12 protein-coding genes and 1 tRNA gene are annotated in these 14,826 nt (G+C 61.4%); 5 read left to right on the top strand and 8 right to left on the bottom strand.

The window, feature by feature from the left end; genetic code table 11:
- Window positions 1–24: 24 nt before the first annotated feature.
- Window positions 25–1,914, bottom strand: a complete 1,890-nt coding sequence (locus tag ACFMPD_RS13755; protein ID WP_380995419.1) for a glycosyltransferase — start codon at window positions 1,912–1,914, stop codon at window positions 25–27.
- A 161-nt stretch (window positions 1,915–2,075) separates the two neighbouring features.
- Window positions 2,076–3,239, bottom strand: a complete 1,164-nt coding sequence (gene carA, locus ACFMPD_RS13750) for a glutamine-hydrolyzing carbamoyl-phosphate synthase small subunit (protein WP_380995416.1) — start codon at window positions 3,237–3,239, stop codon at window positions 2,076–2,078.
- A gap of 185 nt (window positions 3,240–3,424) precedes the next feature.
- On the opposite strand from carA, the gene ACFMPD_RS13745 reads away from it, so the two are divergent.
- Window positions 3,425–3,889, top strand: a complete 465-nt coding sequence (locus ACFMPD_RS13745) for a GatB/YqeY domain-containing protein (RefSeq protein ID WP_380995413.1) — start codon at window positions 3,425–3,427, stop codon at window positions 3,887–3,889.
- Between the two features lie 80 nt (window positions 3,890–3,969).
- Here the strand turns inward: ACFMPD_RS13745 and ACFMPD_RS13740 are convergent, their stop codons facing one another.
- From ACFMPD_RS13740 to ctaD, 3 genes are all read right to left on the bottom strand, one after another.
- Complete coding sequence (locus tag ACFMPD_RS13740) at window positions 3,970–4,455, bottom strand: DUF2244 domain-containing protein (RefSeq protein WP_380995411.1); 486 nt, start codon at window positions 4,453–4,455, stop codon at window positions 3,970–3,972.
- Window positions 4,456–4,503: 48 nt separating this feature from the next.
- Window positions 4,504–5,259, bottom strand: coding sequence for an SGNH/GDSL hydrolase family protein (locus tag ACFMPD_RS13735; protein WP_380995409.1), 756 nt, complete (start codon window positions 5,257–5,259; stop codon window positions 4,504–4,506).
- Between the two features lie 328 nt (window positions 5,260–5,587).
- Window positions 5,588–7,261 carry a cytochrome c oxidase subunit I gene (gene ctaD / locus ACFMPD_RS13730; RefSeq protein ID WP_380995406.1) on the bottom strand — a complete coding sequence of 558 codons (1,674 nt, stop codon included), beginning with the start codon at window positions 7,259–7,261 and terminating at the stop codon, window positions 5,588–5,590.
- A gap of 223 nt (window positions 7,262–7,484) precedes the next feature.
- Between ctaD and ACFMPD_RS13725 the strand changes: the two genes are divergently transcribed.
- Complete coding sequence (locus ACFMPD_RS13725; RefSeq protein WP_380995403.1) at window positions 7,485–7,904, top strand: HIT family protein; 420 nt, start codon at window positions 7,485–7,487, stop codon at window positions 7,902–7,904.
- A 146-nt stretch (window positions 7,905–8,050) separates the two neighbouring features.
- Window positions 8,051–9,004 carry a cation diffusion facilitator family transporter gene (locus tag ACFMPD_RS13720; protein ID WP_380995401.1) on the top strand — a complete coding sequence of 318 codons (954 nt, stop codon included), beginning with the start codon at window positions 8,051–8,053 and terminating at the stop codon, window positions 9,002–9,004.
- A 12-nt stretch (window positions 9,005–9,016) separates the two neighbouring features.
- Here ACFMPD_RS13720 and ACFMPD_RS13715 read toward each other — a convergent pair whose 3' ends face one another.
- The 3 genes from ACFMPD_RS13715 to ACFMPD_RS13705 all read right to left on the bottom strand — a co-directional run bounded on the left by ACFMPD_RS13715 (window position 9,017) and on the right by ACFMPD_RS13705 (window position 11,273).
- On the bottom strand, window positions 9,017–9,808 hold the full coding sequence (locus tag ACFMPD_RS13715) for a C40 family peptidase (RefSeq protein ID WP_380995398.1): 792 nt from the start codon (window positions 9,806–9,808) through the stop codon (window positions 9,017–9,019).
- 94 nt (window positions 9,809–9,902) lie between these two features.
- Window positions 9,903–10,565 (bottom strand): lipoyl(octanoyl) transferase LipB, encoded by a 663-nt coding sequence (gene lipB / locus ACFMPD_RS13710; protein WP_380995395.1) that lies wholly within the window; start codon window positions 10,563–10,565, stop codon window positions 9,903–9,905.
- Window positions 10,566–10,604: 39 nt separating this feature from the next.
- Entirely contained in the window at window positions 10,605–11,273 is a 669-nt protein-coding gene (locus ACFMPD_RS13705) for a DsbA family oxidoreductase (protein ID WP_380995393.1), read from the bottom strand.
- 159 nt (window positions 11,274–11,432) lie between these two features.
- Between ACFMPD_RS13705 and ACFMPD_RS13700 the strand changes: the two genes are divergently transcribed.
- Together ACFMPD_RS13700 and ACFMPD_RS13695 are read left to right on the top strand one after the other, a co-directional pair.
- Window positions 11,433–11,519 (top strand) — tRNA-Leu (locus ACFMPD_RS13700).
- A gap of 783 nt (window positions 11,520–12,302) precedes the next feature.
- Window positions 12,303–14,597, top strand: a complete 2,295-nt coding sequence (locus tag ACFMPD_RS13695; protein WP_380995390.1) for an Orn/Lys/Arg family decarboxylase — start codon at window positions 12,303–12,305, stop codon at window positions 14,595–14,597.
- The last annotated feature ends 229 nt before the right edge of the window (window positions 14,598–14,826 follow it).

Below are 14,826 nucleotides of genomic sequence, written 5' to 3'. Positions count from 1 at the left end.
GCCGCGACATTTTCCGTCTGCGCCTCATTCCGAGGCCAGTTCGGATTCGGAATGTCCGTGCTGGGTCTTGTCCCAGTAATAGGGCCGGATTACCAGCTCATACAGCGCCTTGTAGGCGGCCAGCGCGGCCAGTGGAAAATACAGTATCATGGTCGGAACCCAGCGCATCAGAAAGCGCCGCTCGGGTGACGAGACGGCGACCAGTCCGATACAGATGACCATCAGTTCCGCCGCCAGAAACAGCCCGCCGACACCATAGACCATCTGGTTGGAGACCAGGGTCTGGATCGGATGCTGAAAGCCCAGCACGATCAGCCAGAACGACCAAAGCACCGGCGCCAGCAGAAACTGGCACAGCGTTCCGACAAAAAACGCCTGCAGGCTCAGGAACCGCCGAGCGCCGAGATCGTGAAACAGCTGCACGGGGCGGCGCATATGCACCAGATAGGTCACCATAAAACCCTTGAGCCAGCGCGAGCGCTGTTTGATCCAGGGCCAGATCCGGCAATTCGCCTCTTCGTAGGTGACGGTGTCGATCATCTCGGTGCGATAGCCGGCGCGGCACAGGCGGACCCCCAGATCGGCATCCTCGGTGACATTATGCGCGTCCCATCCGCCCAGTTCCACCAGTTTGTCGCGTCTGAAGAACAGGGTCGTGCCGCCCAGCGGCACCACCAGCCCCATGCGGGCAATGCCGGGCAGAACAACCCGGAACCAGCTGGAATATTCGATGGTGAAACAGCGCGCCAGCCAGTTGCTGCGCGGGTTGTAGTAATCCAGAATCCCCTGCAGGCAGACCACGTCTTCGTCGGCCCGTTCGAAACAGGCCACGACATATTCGATCTGGTCCTGCACCGGTGCGTCTTCGGCGTCCCAGACGCCAATGATGTCGCCGCGGCAGAAATCCAGCGCATAGTTCATCGCCCGTGGCTTGGTCGTCAACCCGCCATGGGCAGGTACCTGGACCACCCGAATCCAGGCCGGCAGAACGGTTTCGGCCAGGGTTGCATGGGTGATCTCGTCATGTTCTTCCAGAACCAGAATGACGTCCAGCAACGCCTTGGGATAAGTCAGTTTTTCCAGCCTTCGGATCAAGGCTCCGGCAATTTCCCGTTCGTGGAACAGGGGCACCAGGACCGATACTTTGGGCAATTGCGCCGGGGCCGGCGGGGCTGCGTTCCGGCGGCTGGGCGCGGTCAGGTGGCAATTGCCCGTCAGGTGCACCACAAAGGCACTGACCTTGAGCAGCGCAAATATCATCAAAGTGAAGATGGCGACCAGGCTCAGCGCGCCCAGAACCGAAACCGGGGCCAGAACCAATGCGCCCAGCAAAAGCAGCAGGACGGCGGGCAGGGTCAGGCGGCTGCCCGATTGCCATGTGCGGCAGCTGAAGCGCGCGTCTACACGCGAACCCGCCGCCCGCGCCATCGGCTTTGAAAAGCGCCGGGCGATGGCGTGATCGATCTGGGTTTCCGTGGCCAGCACCGGCACCACATCGGCAAAGGTATCGCGCAAGGCCGCGCGCACCGTGTCGAACTGGTCGGGCCGGGCCGTGGCGATCTGCACGGTCCGTCCGACGCGCTTCCACGGCAGCACCCGGTGGTGCAGCCAGAACCGGTGCGGCATGCGTCGGCACAATGCCGGGTCGGGGCGATGGCCCGTCATGTCGGCCTGGGCGATACCGTGCTGTTCGGTCAAGGCGGCCTGGATATCATCGCGGCTGGCCCAGCCCTCGGCGACCAGAATCTCGCCAATCGGGGCGCGCAGAGTCAGTTGCAACTGCAAGGCCCGGATCAGTTGATCAGAGGTGATCACTCCCTTGCGCACCAGACACCGCCCCAGCGGCAGCCGGGGCGTCTTGCGCTGCAATGGGGCCGGGCTGGATGTCAGCAGCCGCAAGGTCTGAGAGCGCATCCGAGGGGTCCAATACGCAGAGTGAAATCTGCGCATCAACCTGAGACAACGAGGTTAACAGCCGGTAAAGATGAGCGGAATCCGGTCGTTCTCCGATCAGATCGGATGCAGACCGCCGCCGGGCGACAGCACTCTGAAATCTGGCAACAGAGCGGCTGTTCTCAGGCCGCAGCGCGAGCGGCCATGGCGGCGGCGAACCTCTCGAACAGGTAAAAGCTGTCCTGCGGGCCGGGGCTGGCCTCGGGATGGTACTGCACCGAATAGACCGGCCTGTCAGAGACCCGGATGCCGCAATTCGATCCGTCAAACAGCGAGCGATGGGTTTCCACCACCCCCTGCGGCAGCGACTGGCCGTCGACCGCGAAACCGTGGTTCATCGACGTGATTTCGACCTTGCCGGTTTCCAGATCCTTGACCGGATGGTTGGCGCCGTGATGGCCGTGGTTCATCTTGACCGTCCGGGCCCCCAGCGCCAGGGCCAGCATCTGATGGCCAAGGCAAATGCCAAAGACCGGGATGTCGGTGCGGTCCAGAACCTCGCGGATCATCGGCACGGCGTATTCACCGGTGGCCGCCGGATCGCCGGGACCATTGGACAGGAAGACACCGTCCGGCTCATGCGCCAGGATCTCCGCCGCCGTGGCCGTGGCCGGCAGAACGGTGACATCGCAGCCGGCACTGGCCAGGCAGCGCAGAATGTTGCGCTTGGCTCCGTAATCCACCGCGACGACGCGGTGTTTCGCCGCCTCCTGCCGGCTGTATCCGGCCGGCCAGGCCCAACGCATCTCGTCCCAGCGATAGGATTGCGCGCAGGTAACTTCGCGGGCCAGGTCCATGCCTTCGAGACCGGCAAAACCGCGCGCGGCCGCGACCAGAGCCGCCAGGTCGAAATTGCCCTCGGGATCATGGGCCAGCGCGACATGCGGCGCGCCCTGTTGCCGGATCGCCCGGGTCAGGCGACGGGTATCGACGCCGCCGATGGCGATGCGGCCGCGGCGCTGCAGCCATGCCCGGATGTCCTCGGTGGCACGCCAGTTGCTGGGCACGGTCGGATCCCATTTGACCACCATGCCCGAGGCCACCGGATCGGCGGTTTCGTCATCGTCTGGGTTGACCCCGACATTGCCGATATGGGGAAAGGTAAAGGTGACGATCTGCCCGGCATAGGACGGATCAGTCATGATTTCCTGATAGCCGGTCATGGCGGTGTTGAAACACAGTTCTGCAACGGTCTGCCCGGTGGCGCCAAAGCCGATGCCATAAAATACGCTGCCATCCGCCAGGGCCAGACAGGCGGTGGGCTTGGATGGGACCGAATGGGCCATGGCGCGACTCCTGATGGGCAAAACTGACCGATGTCTAAGGTTAGCGGCCAGTCGGGTCAAGCCTGCCCGGTTTTTTGCTACATACTTGAAAATCAATGCGTTACGGGATGCTTCGCCCGGTTGTTAAACGCATTCGCATTCGTTAGTGTCTCAGCTTCGGAATCCATGGGGATGGAATGACAGACATGGACATGCGTTCTCGGGTCAATGCGGCCCTGAAACAGGCCATGCGGGACAAGGCGGCAACCCGGTTGTCGACCCTGCGGCTGATCTGTGCGGCAATCAAGGATCAGGATATCGCCGCGCGCGGCGAGGGCAAGGAAGGTGGCGTCAGCGATGCCGAAGTTCTTGCGATTCTGAGCAAGATGACCAAACAGCGCTACGAAAGTGCCCGCGCTTACGAAGAGGGCGGGCGGCTGGACCTGGCCGAGCGGGAACGGCAGGAGATCGAGATCATCGAGGATTTCCTGCCCAAACAGCTGGATGACGAGCAGGTCGCGGACGCGGTGCGCAAGGCGGTTGAAAAGACCGGCGCGCAGTCGATCCGCGACATGGGCAAGGTGATGGCCGAACTCAAAGGCAAGTACACCGGCCAGATGGATTTCGGCAAGGTCGGTCCGCTGGTCAAGGACCGGCTCTGCTCCGGCTGACAGCGACCCGGGGTCTCTGGTCGCGACTGGTGCGCGATGCACGGAACTGTCGCGGGCGGGGGCGCCGGGCCAGATGGTGTTCAGCGGTTCAGCGCCCGCACCAGATCGTCATAAAGCGCGATGCGCTCGTCCTCGGACAGAAACGCACCAATCTCGACCTCGCGCCCGCAGCCCTTGAGGGTCACGTAATGCGGTACCGGACCATCGGTCTTGTGCATCTGCGTGCTGGCCCAATAGCGGTTGCATTGCCATTCCTGGCATTCACCGTTCGGATTGCGGCGAAGAAGATGGGCGTGGTCGCTGGTCAATGTCAGCACTTCGAGGATCTGCGCGTTGCGGTGACTGCGCGACAGCGCGAACCAGATGCCGCCGACTGCGGCCATCAGAAACGGCAGAACGCCCCATAGCACCACGCTGCCCAGCAGGGGAAGCATCGGCACCAGAACCAGGGTGAACGTGCCCAGGATGAACGCCGCATAACCGCGTGGCCGCAGTGACTGGTGCGGCCAGAGATGCAGTTCGCGGCCGGTATGGGCAGGGTCGGATTTGATCCAGTTGTAAGGCATGGCGTCACAGCGATACTAGCAGCGCGGCCCCAACGGGTGAACGCCCTTTCAGTGTCCCGCCGTCAAATGTGATTGCCCGTGCGTGGCCGCCAGAAAATCGCGGCGGATATGTTCGGCCAGACATTCGGCCCAGGCGTCATATACAGCGGCGCCGGGATGGAAGCCGTCCTCGGCCATCAGTGTCGCATCCGGGGGCAGGTCCAGCGCGATATGGGTGCAATCGGGCTGCCGGTCCAGCAGTTCTTGCAGGCCGCGGTCCAGGCGCAATGCGTGGCGCCCCAGAAACCAGCGCAGAGGATGGGGTAACAGCGGAAACTGCCCGATGGGCGGCACCGCCGACACATAGATGCGGCGGGCGCCATAGTCGCGGCGCAGCAGATTCAGCAGCCGGCGCTGCCGCGACAACCAGCCGCCCAGAGTGACGGCACCGGTGGTGTCGTTGACACCCAGCGCCAGGACCACCGCATCTGCGCGTACCGGAGGTGTCTGGCGCAGCCGGGCGAGCGTGCTGCGTGTCGTCGCTCCGGTCAGGGCATCCAGGCGCCAGTGCAGCCGGAACTGCGGCGACAGGCGCCGCACCAGTTGCCCGGTCAGCGCGTGATCCTGGGTAACCACCCCGACCCCGGCGGCTGAGGAATCGCCCAGAACCAGCAGATGCAGGTCCCGGCCGGTTCCGGTGATGCCGCTGCGGGCGCCAGCGGCTTCGGGCAGGATCAGCGCCTTGCGCCGCACTTGCAGGCCCTGTGCGACCAGCAACGGCAGAAAGACGGTGCGGCCCAGAATGTCCAGAACACGGTCCATCATGCCCGGGCGCACCCGGCATCGGATGCGGGTGCCGACTGCGTCTCGGGACACGAAACGGACAGTCCGGGCCGGTGCGCGGTGCCTGTCCTGCCGGGCATTCCCGGCGCTGCCTTCGGTGCCGGTCGGAAAATGTCCGACCCGTTCGGGGCGGGCAAGGGGGCGACGAACATGAAAGCACCTTGGCTTGTGGGAGCGACGCCAGAAAACATCAAGCTCCGGGCGCCTTCAAGCCGGCGACGGACAGTCTGCCGCGACGGAACCGGGCAAGACAAAAGCCCCGGAGCAATGCTCCGGGGCTTTTGCAATTCGCGGGATGGGGCTGGCTGGCCTAGTGGGCGTGGCCCTTGTCCCAGTCTTCCTGCTTGGGCAGGGTTTCGAACGTATGTTCCGGCGGCGGGCTGGGCAGGGTCCATTCCAGCGTGTCCGCATACTCGTTCCAAGGGTTGTTCTCGGTCACCCGGGCACCACGCGTCAGCGTGTACCAGATGATGCCGAAGAACAGCAGGAACGAGGCAAAGGAGAGGAACGCGCCCAGGCTCGACCACCAGTTCCAATAGGCAAAGGCCTCGGGATAGTCGATATAGCGGCGCGGCATGCCCTGACGGCCCAGAAAGTGCTGCGGGAAGAAGGTCAGGTTGGCGCCGATGAACATCATCCAGAAGTGGATTTTACCCAGGGTCTCGGGATACATCCGGCCGGACATCTTTGGCAGGTAGAAGTAGATCCCGGCAAAGATGGTAAAGACGGCCCCCAGGCTCATGACATAGTGGAAATGCGCCACGACATAGTAGGTGTCGTGATAATAGCGGTCCACGGCGGCCTGCGACAGAACGATTCCGGTAACGCCCCCGATGGTGAACAGGAACAGGAAGCCGAACGCCCAGAGCATCGGTGTCTTGAACTCGATCGAGCCGCTCCACATGGTGGCGATCCAGCTGAACACCTTGACGCCGGTGGGCACCGCGATGGTCATCGTCGCCAGCATGAAATAGGCCTGCTGGTTCAAAGTCATGCCGACGGTGTACATGTGGTGCGCCCAGACGACAAAGCCCAGGAACCCGATGGCGATCAGCGCCCAGACCATCGGCAGATAGCCAAAGACCGGCTTGCGCGCAAAGGTGGCAATCACGTGGCTGATCAGGCCAAAGCCCGGCAGGATCACGATATACACTTCCGGATGGCCAAAGAACCACAGGATGTGCTGGTACAGGATCGGGTCGCCGCCGCCGGCCGGATCAAAGAAGGTAAAGCCGAAATTGCGGTCCATCAGCAGCATGGTGATGGCACCGGCCAGCACCGGCAGGCTGAGCAGGATCAGCCAGGCGGTGACAAAGATCGACCACGAGAACAGCGGCACCTTGAACAGGGTCATGCCCGGGGCGCGCATGTTCAGGAAGGTGGTGATCATGTTGATCGCACCCAGGATCGAGGACGCACCCGACACGTGGACTGCGAAGATGGCGAAATCCATCGACATGCCGCCTTCGTTCACTGACAGCGGCGGATACAGAACCCAGCCGACCCCCGAGCCCAACTGATCGTTGCCGCCGGGCGTCAGGACCGAGCAGACCGCCAGGGTGGTGCCAAAGACATACAGCCAGAAGCTGAGATTGTTCATCCGCGGGAAGGCCATGTCCGGCGCACCGATCTGCAGCGGCATGAAATAGTTGCCGAACCCGCCGAACAGGGCGGGAATGACCACAAAGAACATCATCAGGATGCCGTGCGCGGTCACCAACACGTTCCACAAATGGCCGTTGGGGGTACAGGTTCCGGCGGAATCGGCAATCAGCCGCGCGCCTTCCATGCACATGTACTGAACGCCGGGGTCCATCAGTTCCAGCCGCATGTAGACGGTGAACCCGACCGAGATCAGGCCGACCAGGGCCGAGACGACAAGATAGAGTATCCCGATGTCCTTGTGGTTTGTGGACATGAACCAGCGCGTAAAGAAACTGCGCTCGTCCGCGTGCTCGTGACCATGAATGGCTGCGTCTGCCATTTGGCGCCTCCTGTTGCATATGAGCGCGCGCCGGGAATACGGCGCGCGTTGAATTCCATATCGGTTTAGAATGGCTGACGGTGCGCTTCAATGGCCGAGTTTGACATGGATCAAGAAAAATTGCCGCGCGACCCTTGAATTTGTGCCATTTCGGGGCGGGCTTGACGCCACCGGGCCAGCGGATCACAAGCTTGCGCGACACGGTTTGCAGAAAGGTTTCGCGATGCAATACGATCCCGACAACATCTTTGCCAAGATCCTGCGCGACGAAATACCGTCGACACGGGTCTACGAGGATGACGCGACGCTGGTTTTCATGGACATCATGCCGCGTACGCCGGGGCATTGCCTGGTGATCCCGAAAACGCCCTGTCGCAACGTGCTGGATGCCAGCCCCCGGCAACTGGCCGACGTCATGGCGACGGTGCAAAAGATTGCCAATGCGGTGATGCCGGCCTTTGACGCCACGGGTGTCACGGTGCAGCAGTTCAACGAGGCCGATGGCGGGCAAGAGGTGTTCCACCTGCATTTCCATGTGCTGCCGCGGCATCCGGGACAGCGTATGGGACCGCCGGGCCAGATGGGGGACATGGACGAGATCGCCGCGAATGCCCAGCGGATCCGGGCTGCGCTGGCCGGCTGATCCGGTCCGGTTCAGCGATTGCGCGGGAACGGATGATCCCGAGCGCGCGCGGGCCCGGCCACGAGCGGAAATTTTTCCTGGGCCTCTTGAACCTCTAGCCGCTAGAGAGATTATCTGGCGGTCATGCACCAGCGAGGACAGAGAAAATGCCGCATGATCAGCCGCATGAACACAAGCACGCGCATGGGGGCGGGGGCCACCATCACCACCATATAGATCCGGATGCCGGCGATGCCCGTGTCGCCTGGGCGGTGGCCGTCAACATGGGCCTGACGCTGGCGCAGGTCGTCGGAGGCCTGTTATCGGGCTCGCTGGCGCTGATCGCGGATGCGCTGCACAATTTCTCGGACGCGGTGGCGCTGATCATCGCGTTTTTCGCGCGCAGGATCGCCCGCCGTCCCGCCGATGCGCGGATGAGTTTCGGGTATGGCCGGGCCGAGGTTGTTGCGGCGCTGGTCAATTACACCACGCTGGTCGTACTGGCCCTGTACCTGATCTATGAAGGTATCCTGCGGTTTTTTGACCCGCAGCCGATCGACGGCTGGCTGGTGGTCTGGATCGCGATGATCGCGCTGGCGGTGGACCTGGTGACCGCGGCGCTGACCTATTCGATGTCAAAATCCAGCATGAACATCCGGGCGGCCTTTCTGCACAATGTCGCCGACGCGCTGGGGTCGGTGGCGGTGATCGTGGCCGGGACACTGGTGATACTGAACGGCTGGACCTGGGTCGACCCGGCGGTGACGCTGATGATTGCCGGCTATATCTTGTGGCACGTAAAATCCGAGATCGGCGGCGTCATTCGCATTCTCATGCTGGCCAGCCCGGCCGGAATGCAGGTCGAGGCTGTGCTGCGCGCCATCGAGGATGTCGTCGATGTCGACAGCGTGCATCATCTGCACCTGTGGTCGATGCAAGAGCATGAACCGGCGCTGGACGCGCATCTGGTGATCGCGCCGGGCGCCTGGGACCAGGCCGACCGCATCAAGGCCGAAGTCAAGCGGGCGCTGGAACAGGGGTTCGGCATCCGGCACACGATGCTGGAACTGGAATGCAGCCGCCATGCCTGTATCGCGCCGCAGCGCATCGGCCATGGCTGAGACACGCGCCAGTCAGTCGCTCACCTGCGGTGGTTCGCTCCAGGCCAGGCCGCGATAGTCGAAATCGCCGCTGAGCGTCGGCTTGATCACCTCGAAATACGGTGACAGGTCGAAATCGCGCGGCGTGAACAGCGAATGGTGCCGGATGTGATAGATCTCGCGGCGCGCGAAATCGCCGCTGGCATCCTGCACCCGCACCGTCGGCAGGATCGGATAGTTGATCGACTGATAGGCCCGGGCGATCAGCGAGGAACAGATCGCCCGGGTTGGATCGCCGGATCCCACCGCCAGCATCCGCCGCCGCCAGCGCACCGGGACCGGCGGCGTCGGCAGAAAATAGCGCAAAAGATCAAAGATGTGGCGATGATCATAGCTGAGGCCGATCCGGTCGATCATGAAACGCACCACCTTGTCCCGGTCGGACGGGCTCAGCCCCACCGCGCGGCAAATGCGGGTATTGTAGGATTCGTATTTCGTCAGCGGCACCGCAACGCAGCCCTGCCCGAGATTGACCTCAACCAGTTGTGGACGCGGCGAACCGTCCCGAGGTCGGGGCAGGGCATCGCCGACAAAGATGGCGGCATGTGACCAGGTCGACTGGGTCAGGTATTTGATCGCGGTCGAGATCCGCTCGTTGCCCTCGATCAACAGGATATCGCCGGCGATCAGCGTGCGGCTGAGAGTATCGAAATCCGAGGGGGTATAGGGCTGATAACCGGAACTGGGCCGCTGCAGTTTTACCGCCAGCCGGTGCCCGAACCAGTCCAGAAAGCGGTCGAACCGGGATTGGGTCGCATGTGCCATTTGTCCTCCGGTGGGCTTTGTGACTCATCAAAGCGCACCGGGCGTGAAAATCAAATCGCCTGCGTGTCGCGCACCGTAATTTGAACGGCCCGGATCAGGCCCTTTCGACCGCGCCAAAGACCTGCTCGAAACTGCGGCGCAGCGCCACATCCAGATCGTGCATCGTCACCGGCAGGCCCAGATCGACCAGGCTGGTGACGCCGTGTTCGGTGATGCCGCAGGGTACGATGCCGCCAAAATGGTCCAGGTCGGGTTCGACATTGATCGAGATGCCGTGAAAGCTGACCCATTTGCGCAGGCGGATGCCGATGGCGGCGATCTTGTCCTCGGCTTTGGTGCCTGCGGCGGTCAGGGGCTTGTTGTCGCGCTCGACCCAGACGCCGACGCGCCCGTCCCGGATATGGCCGGTGACGTTGAATTCGGCCAGCGCCGCGATGACCCAGGACTCGAGCTGTTTCACAAAGGCGCGCACGTCATGGCCGCGCCGCCCGACATCGAGCATCACGTAAACCACCCGCTGGCCCGGGCCGTGATAGGTGTATTGCCCGCCGCGCTTGCTGGGATAGACCGGAAACCGGTCGGGGTCGGTCAGATCCTCGATCCGCGCACTGGTGCCGGCGGTATAGAGCGGCGGGTGTTCCAGCAACCAGACGCATTCTTCGGCGGTGCCGGCGGCAATCGCCGCAGCACGCTGCTCCATGAAGGCAACCGCCTCGTCGTAATCGGTCAGCCCGTCAGTCGTGATCCATTCAACCATGTTGCCTGATTAGCGTCTGAGCGAGCCGGGGAAAAGGGCCTAGACTTCCTCGTCGCGACAGCGTTGCAGCAGGCTGGCATATTGATCCACGCCCTGCGCGCCGGTCAGCAGGTACTTGCCGGCAAAAATCATCGCCGGGACGCCGGTTATCCCGCGCCGGTGCCAGAACTGCTGTTTCTCGCGCACTGGTGCGGCATGACTGCCGGTGCTCAGAACCTGGCGGGCGGCTGCGCCGTCCAGCCCGACGGCAACGGCGATCTCGATCAGGATTTCGGGGTCGGAAACATCGCGGTGCTCTGTGAAATAGCCAGCGAACAACGCCAGTTTCAGCGCCGTTTGGCGCCGCTGTTCGTCGGCCCAGTCCAGCAGCTGATGCGCGGCAAAGGTGTTCAGGATGCGTATATCGTCCGAAAAATTGAAGTCAAAGCCCAGTTCGGCGCCCAGTTCGGTCAGCCGGTCGCGGGCCTGATCGCTCTGTTCCGCGGTAATGCTGTATTTTCCGATCATATGCGCGCGCAGGTTCTGCCCTTCGGGTGGCATGTCGGGATTCAGTTCGAACGGATGCCAGCGCAGGGCCACCGAAAGCCCGGTGCGTGCCATTGCCTGGTGCAGTTGTTTGAACCCGACGATGCACCAGGGGCAGACGACATCGCTGACGATGTCGACTTGGATCGGGACATCGGGGGACGGGGCGTGCGGTGAAGACATGGCGTCCCCTATGGAACTGTTCGGGAAAGAAACGGACGGGTTATACAATCAGGTGGGCGCGGCAGCGGCCAAGTCAACCGCGCGTTCCCGCGCGGCGGCTTTTCCTCTTCACAAGCTGCGGGCCTTGGTCTATAGCCCGGCGACACCAAGCCCAGGCGTGCGGCCGTGGCGGAATTGGTAGACGCGCAGCGTTGAGGTCGCTGTGGGGTAACACCCGTGGAAGTTCGAGTCTTCTCGGCCGCACCATAAAATCAAAAAAATGCAATAAGTACAATGGAATAGATGCTGGAGTGAGATTTTCGTTCACCCACGTATCTACCTTTGACCTCATCACGTGAGCACTGGTGTCGATCAGCGACCACTAGACGTTCAGAGGTTTATGAAACTCTGGCAACATTCCTGCGCCTGCCCCATGGAAATTCAACAAGGCGGAGCGGAATACAGCCGCGTAACTTTTGATCCGGTCATCATCTCTGACCCGCCGCAGCGGCATTTCGTGCCCTTCTAGGCAGGTGTAGCAGTCCCGCGTGGGGTCGTACTGGAAATGGCCGAGGTCGTACTTGCCCTTGGTTTTGATGTTGGCGGTCTAGCACCGGAACATGCGGTGTGACTTCACGCTTCAGGAGCCAAGCGAGGTAGAGGCCAGTGCCGTATGATTCATCCGCTGCCACCCGATCCGGGCAGAAGTCGTGACGGGTCTGGCTGCGGTCCGGCATTCTCTTGGCCGCGACGATCTCCTGGCTGAGCCGACGTCGCCAAGGCAAGGTATCACGAGATGCTGCGCCGCCTTAAAGGTCCGCCTGGAGCCCAAAGTGCAAAATGCTGCATGAGGCATGAATGACGGAGGTCGCCGGAAGCGGTCGTGAATACCAATGCTCGCCCAGATGGTCTAAGTAGCCCTTGACGGTAATGCCATCAAAATGGACAAATTCACGCAGCCGTTTCACTATGAAGACGACTCGATCCCGATCCTGCCCACCTAAGTGTGGTGCATCGTGAACCGTTTTTCGTTATCCCCCGGAGTTAAATATGAAATTTCGCTTTCCGATCGTCATTATCGACGAGGACTTCCAGTCAGAGAATTCCTCCGGCCTGGGGATCCGCGCCGTCGCCGAGGCGATCGAAAAGCAGGGTTTCGAGGTCCTAGGTACGACTAGCTATGGCGACCTTTCGCAGTTTGCACAGCAGCAATCGCGCGCAAGCGCCTTTGTTCTGTCGATAGACGACGAAGAATTCACACCCGGTCCCGACCTTGATCCGGCAGTCCTCGACTTGCGGAAATTCATTGAGGAAGTCCGCTGGAAAAACGAGGATGTTCCGATTTACATCTACGGCGAAACCAAAACCAGTCGCCACCTTCCCAACGACATCCTGCGCGAGCTGCATGGCTTCATTCACATGTTCGAGGACACCCCAGATTTCGTGGCTCGCCATATCGTCCGGGATGCCAAGACTTATCTTGAAAGCATCCAGCCACCGTTTTTCAAAGCGCTGCTCGATTATGCCGAGGACGGGTCGTTCTCCTGGCATTGCCCGGGGCATTCCGGCGGCGTGGCCTTCCTCAAAAGCCCCATCGGCCAGATGTACCACCAGTTCTACGGCGAAAACATGCTGCGTGCGGATGTCTGCAACTCAGTGGAAGAGCTTGGTCAGCTCCTGGAGCACAACGGCGCAATCGGCGCGTCCGAGCGCAATGCGGCGCGAATCTTCAATGCCGATCACTGCTTTTTCGTGACCAACGGCACCAGCACCTCAAACAAGATAGTCTGGCACCATGCGGTTGCCCCCGGTGATGTCGTCGTGGTGGACCGCAACTGTCATAAGTCCATCCTGCACAGCATCATCATGACCGGGGCCATCCCGGTGTTTCTCAAGCCGACACGCAATCACTACGGGATCATCGGACCCATTCAGAAGGCGGAGTTCGAGATCGATGCGATCAGGGACAAGATCAGGGCCAATCCGCTGTTGAGCCATGTCGATGCCAACACGGTCAAACCGCGTATCGTCACCCTGACGCAATCGACATACGATGGTGTGCTTTACAACACAGAGACCATCAAGGAAATGTTGGATGGCCATGTAGACAACCTGCATTTCGACGAAGCCTGGCTGCCGCATGCCGCATTTCACCCCTTTTATGGCCGTTTTCATTCGATGGGCCGCAACCGCGACCGGCCAAGACATTCGGTCACCTATGCAACGCAATCCATCCATAAACTGCTGGCCGGGATATCCCAGGCAAGCCACGTGCTGGTGCAGAACAGTCAGGGCACGAAACTGGACCGGCACCTGTTCAACGAAGCCTACCTGATGCACACGTCAACCAGCCCACAGTACAGCATTATCGCAAGTTGCGATGTGGCGGCGGCGATGATGGAACCGCCGGGCGGTCGCGCACTGGTCGAGGAAAGCATCCTTGAATCCCTCGATTTCCGTCGCGCGATGCGCAAGGTGGACGAAGAGTATGGCCCCGACGACTGGTGGTTCGAGGTGTGGGGCCCGGCCGAACTGGAGGACGAAGGCGTTGATCACCCCAACAACTGGGTGCTGCGCAGGACTGACGCCGAAGGCGTTCAGGAAGCCGACGGCAAGGACAGCTGGCACGGCTTTGGCGACATGGCGCGCGGATTCAACTTGCTTGATCCGATCAAGGCAACGATTATCACGCCAGGTCTGAACATGGATGGACGTTTCGAGGCAAGCGGCATCCCCGCCTCGATCGTCACCAAATTCCTGGCAGAACACGGCGTCGTTGTTGAAAAGACCGGGCTTTATAGCTTCTTCGTGATGTTCACCATCGGGATCACCAAGGGGCGATGGAACTCACTTCTGACTGAATTGCAGCAGTTCAAGGACGACTACGACAAGAACCAGCCGCTTTGGCGTTCCATGCCAGAGTTCTGCGCCAAGCAGCCACATTACGAAAACTTCGGCCTGCGTGATCTGTGCCAGCATGTGCATTCGCTTTATGCGAAATACGACATCGCGATTCTGTCAACCGAAATGTACCTGAGCGACCTGACCCCCGCGATGAAACCCTCGGACGCGTTCTCGCATATCGCTGCGCGCACTACAAAACGCGTACCCATTGACGACCTCGAAGGACGGATCACCACCAGCCTTATCACGCCATATCCTCCCGGCATTCCGTTGTTGATACCCGGCGAGGTGTTTAACAAGACGATCGTTGAATATCTCAAGTTCAACAGAACCTTTGCGCAGGAGTGTCCGGGATTCGAGACAGATATCCACGGGCTGGTGCAGGAGGTGAGCGCTAATGGCAACATCGAGTACTTCGCCGATTGCGTTTCGGAACAGTAAATAGGCCGCCTTCAGTGCTGACATGCAACGGCATCTCTTTGAAACCGATGCAGTGCCCCGGTCGGTCGGTGTGGTGGTGCCGCAAGATTGGCACAACAGCTATCGTCTGATTTTGGCCCAGCCCGGGCTGCCAATGTCGTTAAACGCCGAAACCAGCCATGCGTGCCGGTTCAGTCTGGGTCCGTTTCGTCCCGCTGTCCGACGTTTGAACGTAAGCGTCCGGTCTGAC

This window comes from Sedimentitalea sediminis (assembly GCF_042687825.1).
Lineage (GTDB): Bacteria > Pseudomonadota > Alphaproteobacteria > Rhodobacterales > Rhodobacteraceae > Sedimentitalea.
Note: the sequence above shows the minus strand (reverse complement) of the source record. Positions and strands in the feature narration are given on the sequence as shown.

Bases quoted from the DNA above. Each gene is read 5' to 3' on its own strand.
- ACFMPD_RS13755 (WP_380995419.1), bottom strand. From the start codon at position 1,914: ATGCGCTCTCAGACCTTGCGGCTGCTGACATCCAGCCCGGCCCCATTG.
- carA (WP_380995416.1), bottom strand. From the start codon at position 3,239: ATGGCCCATTCGGTCCCATCCAAGCCCACCGCCTGTCTGGCCCTGGCG.
- ACFMPD_RS13745 (WP_380995413.1), top strand. From the start codon at position 3,425: ATGGACATGCGTTCTCGGGTCAATGCGGCCCTGAAACAGGCCATGCGG.
- ACFMPD_RS13740 (WP_380995411.1), bottom strand. From the start codon at position 4,455: ATGCCTTACAACTGGATCAAATCCGACCCTGCCCATACCGGCCGCGAA.
- ACFMPD_RS13735 (WP_380995409.1), bottom strand. From the start codon at position 5,259: ATGATGGACCGTGTTCTGGACATTCTGGGCCGCACCGTCTTTCTGCCG.
- ctaD (WP_380995406.1), bottom strand. From the start codon at position 7,261: ATGGCAGACGCAGCCATTCATGGTCACGAGCACGCGGACGAGCGCAGT.
- ACFMPD_RS13725 (WP_380995403.1), top strand. From the start codon at position 7,485: ATGCAATACGATCCCGACAACATCTTTGCCAAGATCCTGCGCGACGAA.
- ACFMPD_RS13720 (WP_380995401.1), top strand. From the start codon at position 8,051: ATGCCGCATGATCAGCCGCATGAACACAAGCACGCGCATGGGGGCGGG.
- ACFMPD_RS13715 (WP_380995398.1), bottom strand. From the start codon at position 9,808: ATGGCACATGCGACCCAATCCCGGTTCGACCGCTTTCTGGACTGGTTC.
- lipB (WP_380995395.1), bottom strand. From the start codon at position 10,565: ATGGTTGAATGGATCACGACTGACGGGCTGACCGATTACGACGAGGCG.
- ACFMPD_RS13705 (WP_380995393.1), bottom strand. From the start codon at position 11,273: ATGTCTTCACCGCACGCCCCGTCCCCCGATGTCCCGATCCAAGTCGAC.
- ACFMPD_RS13695 (WP_380995390.1), top strand. From the start codon at position 12,303: ATGAAATTTCGCTTTCCGATCGTCATTATCGACGAGGACTTCCAGTCA.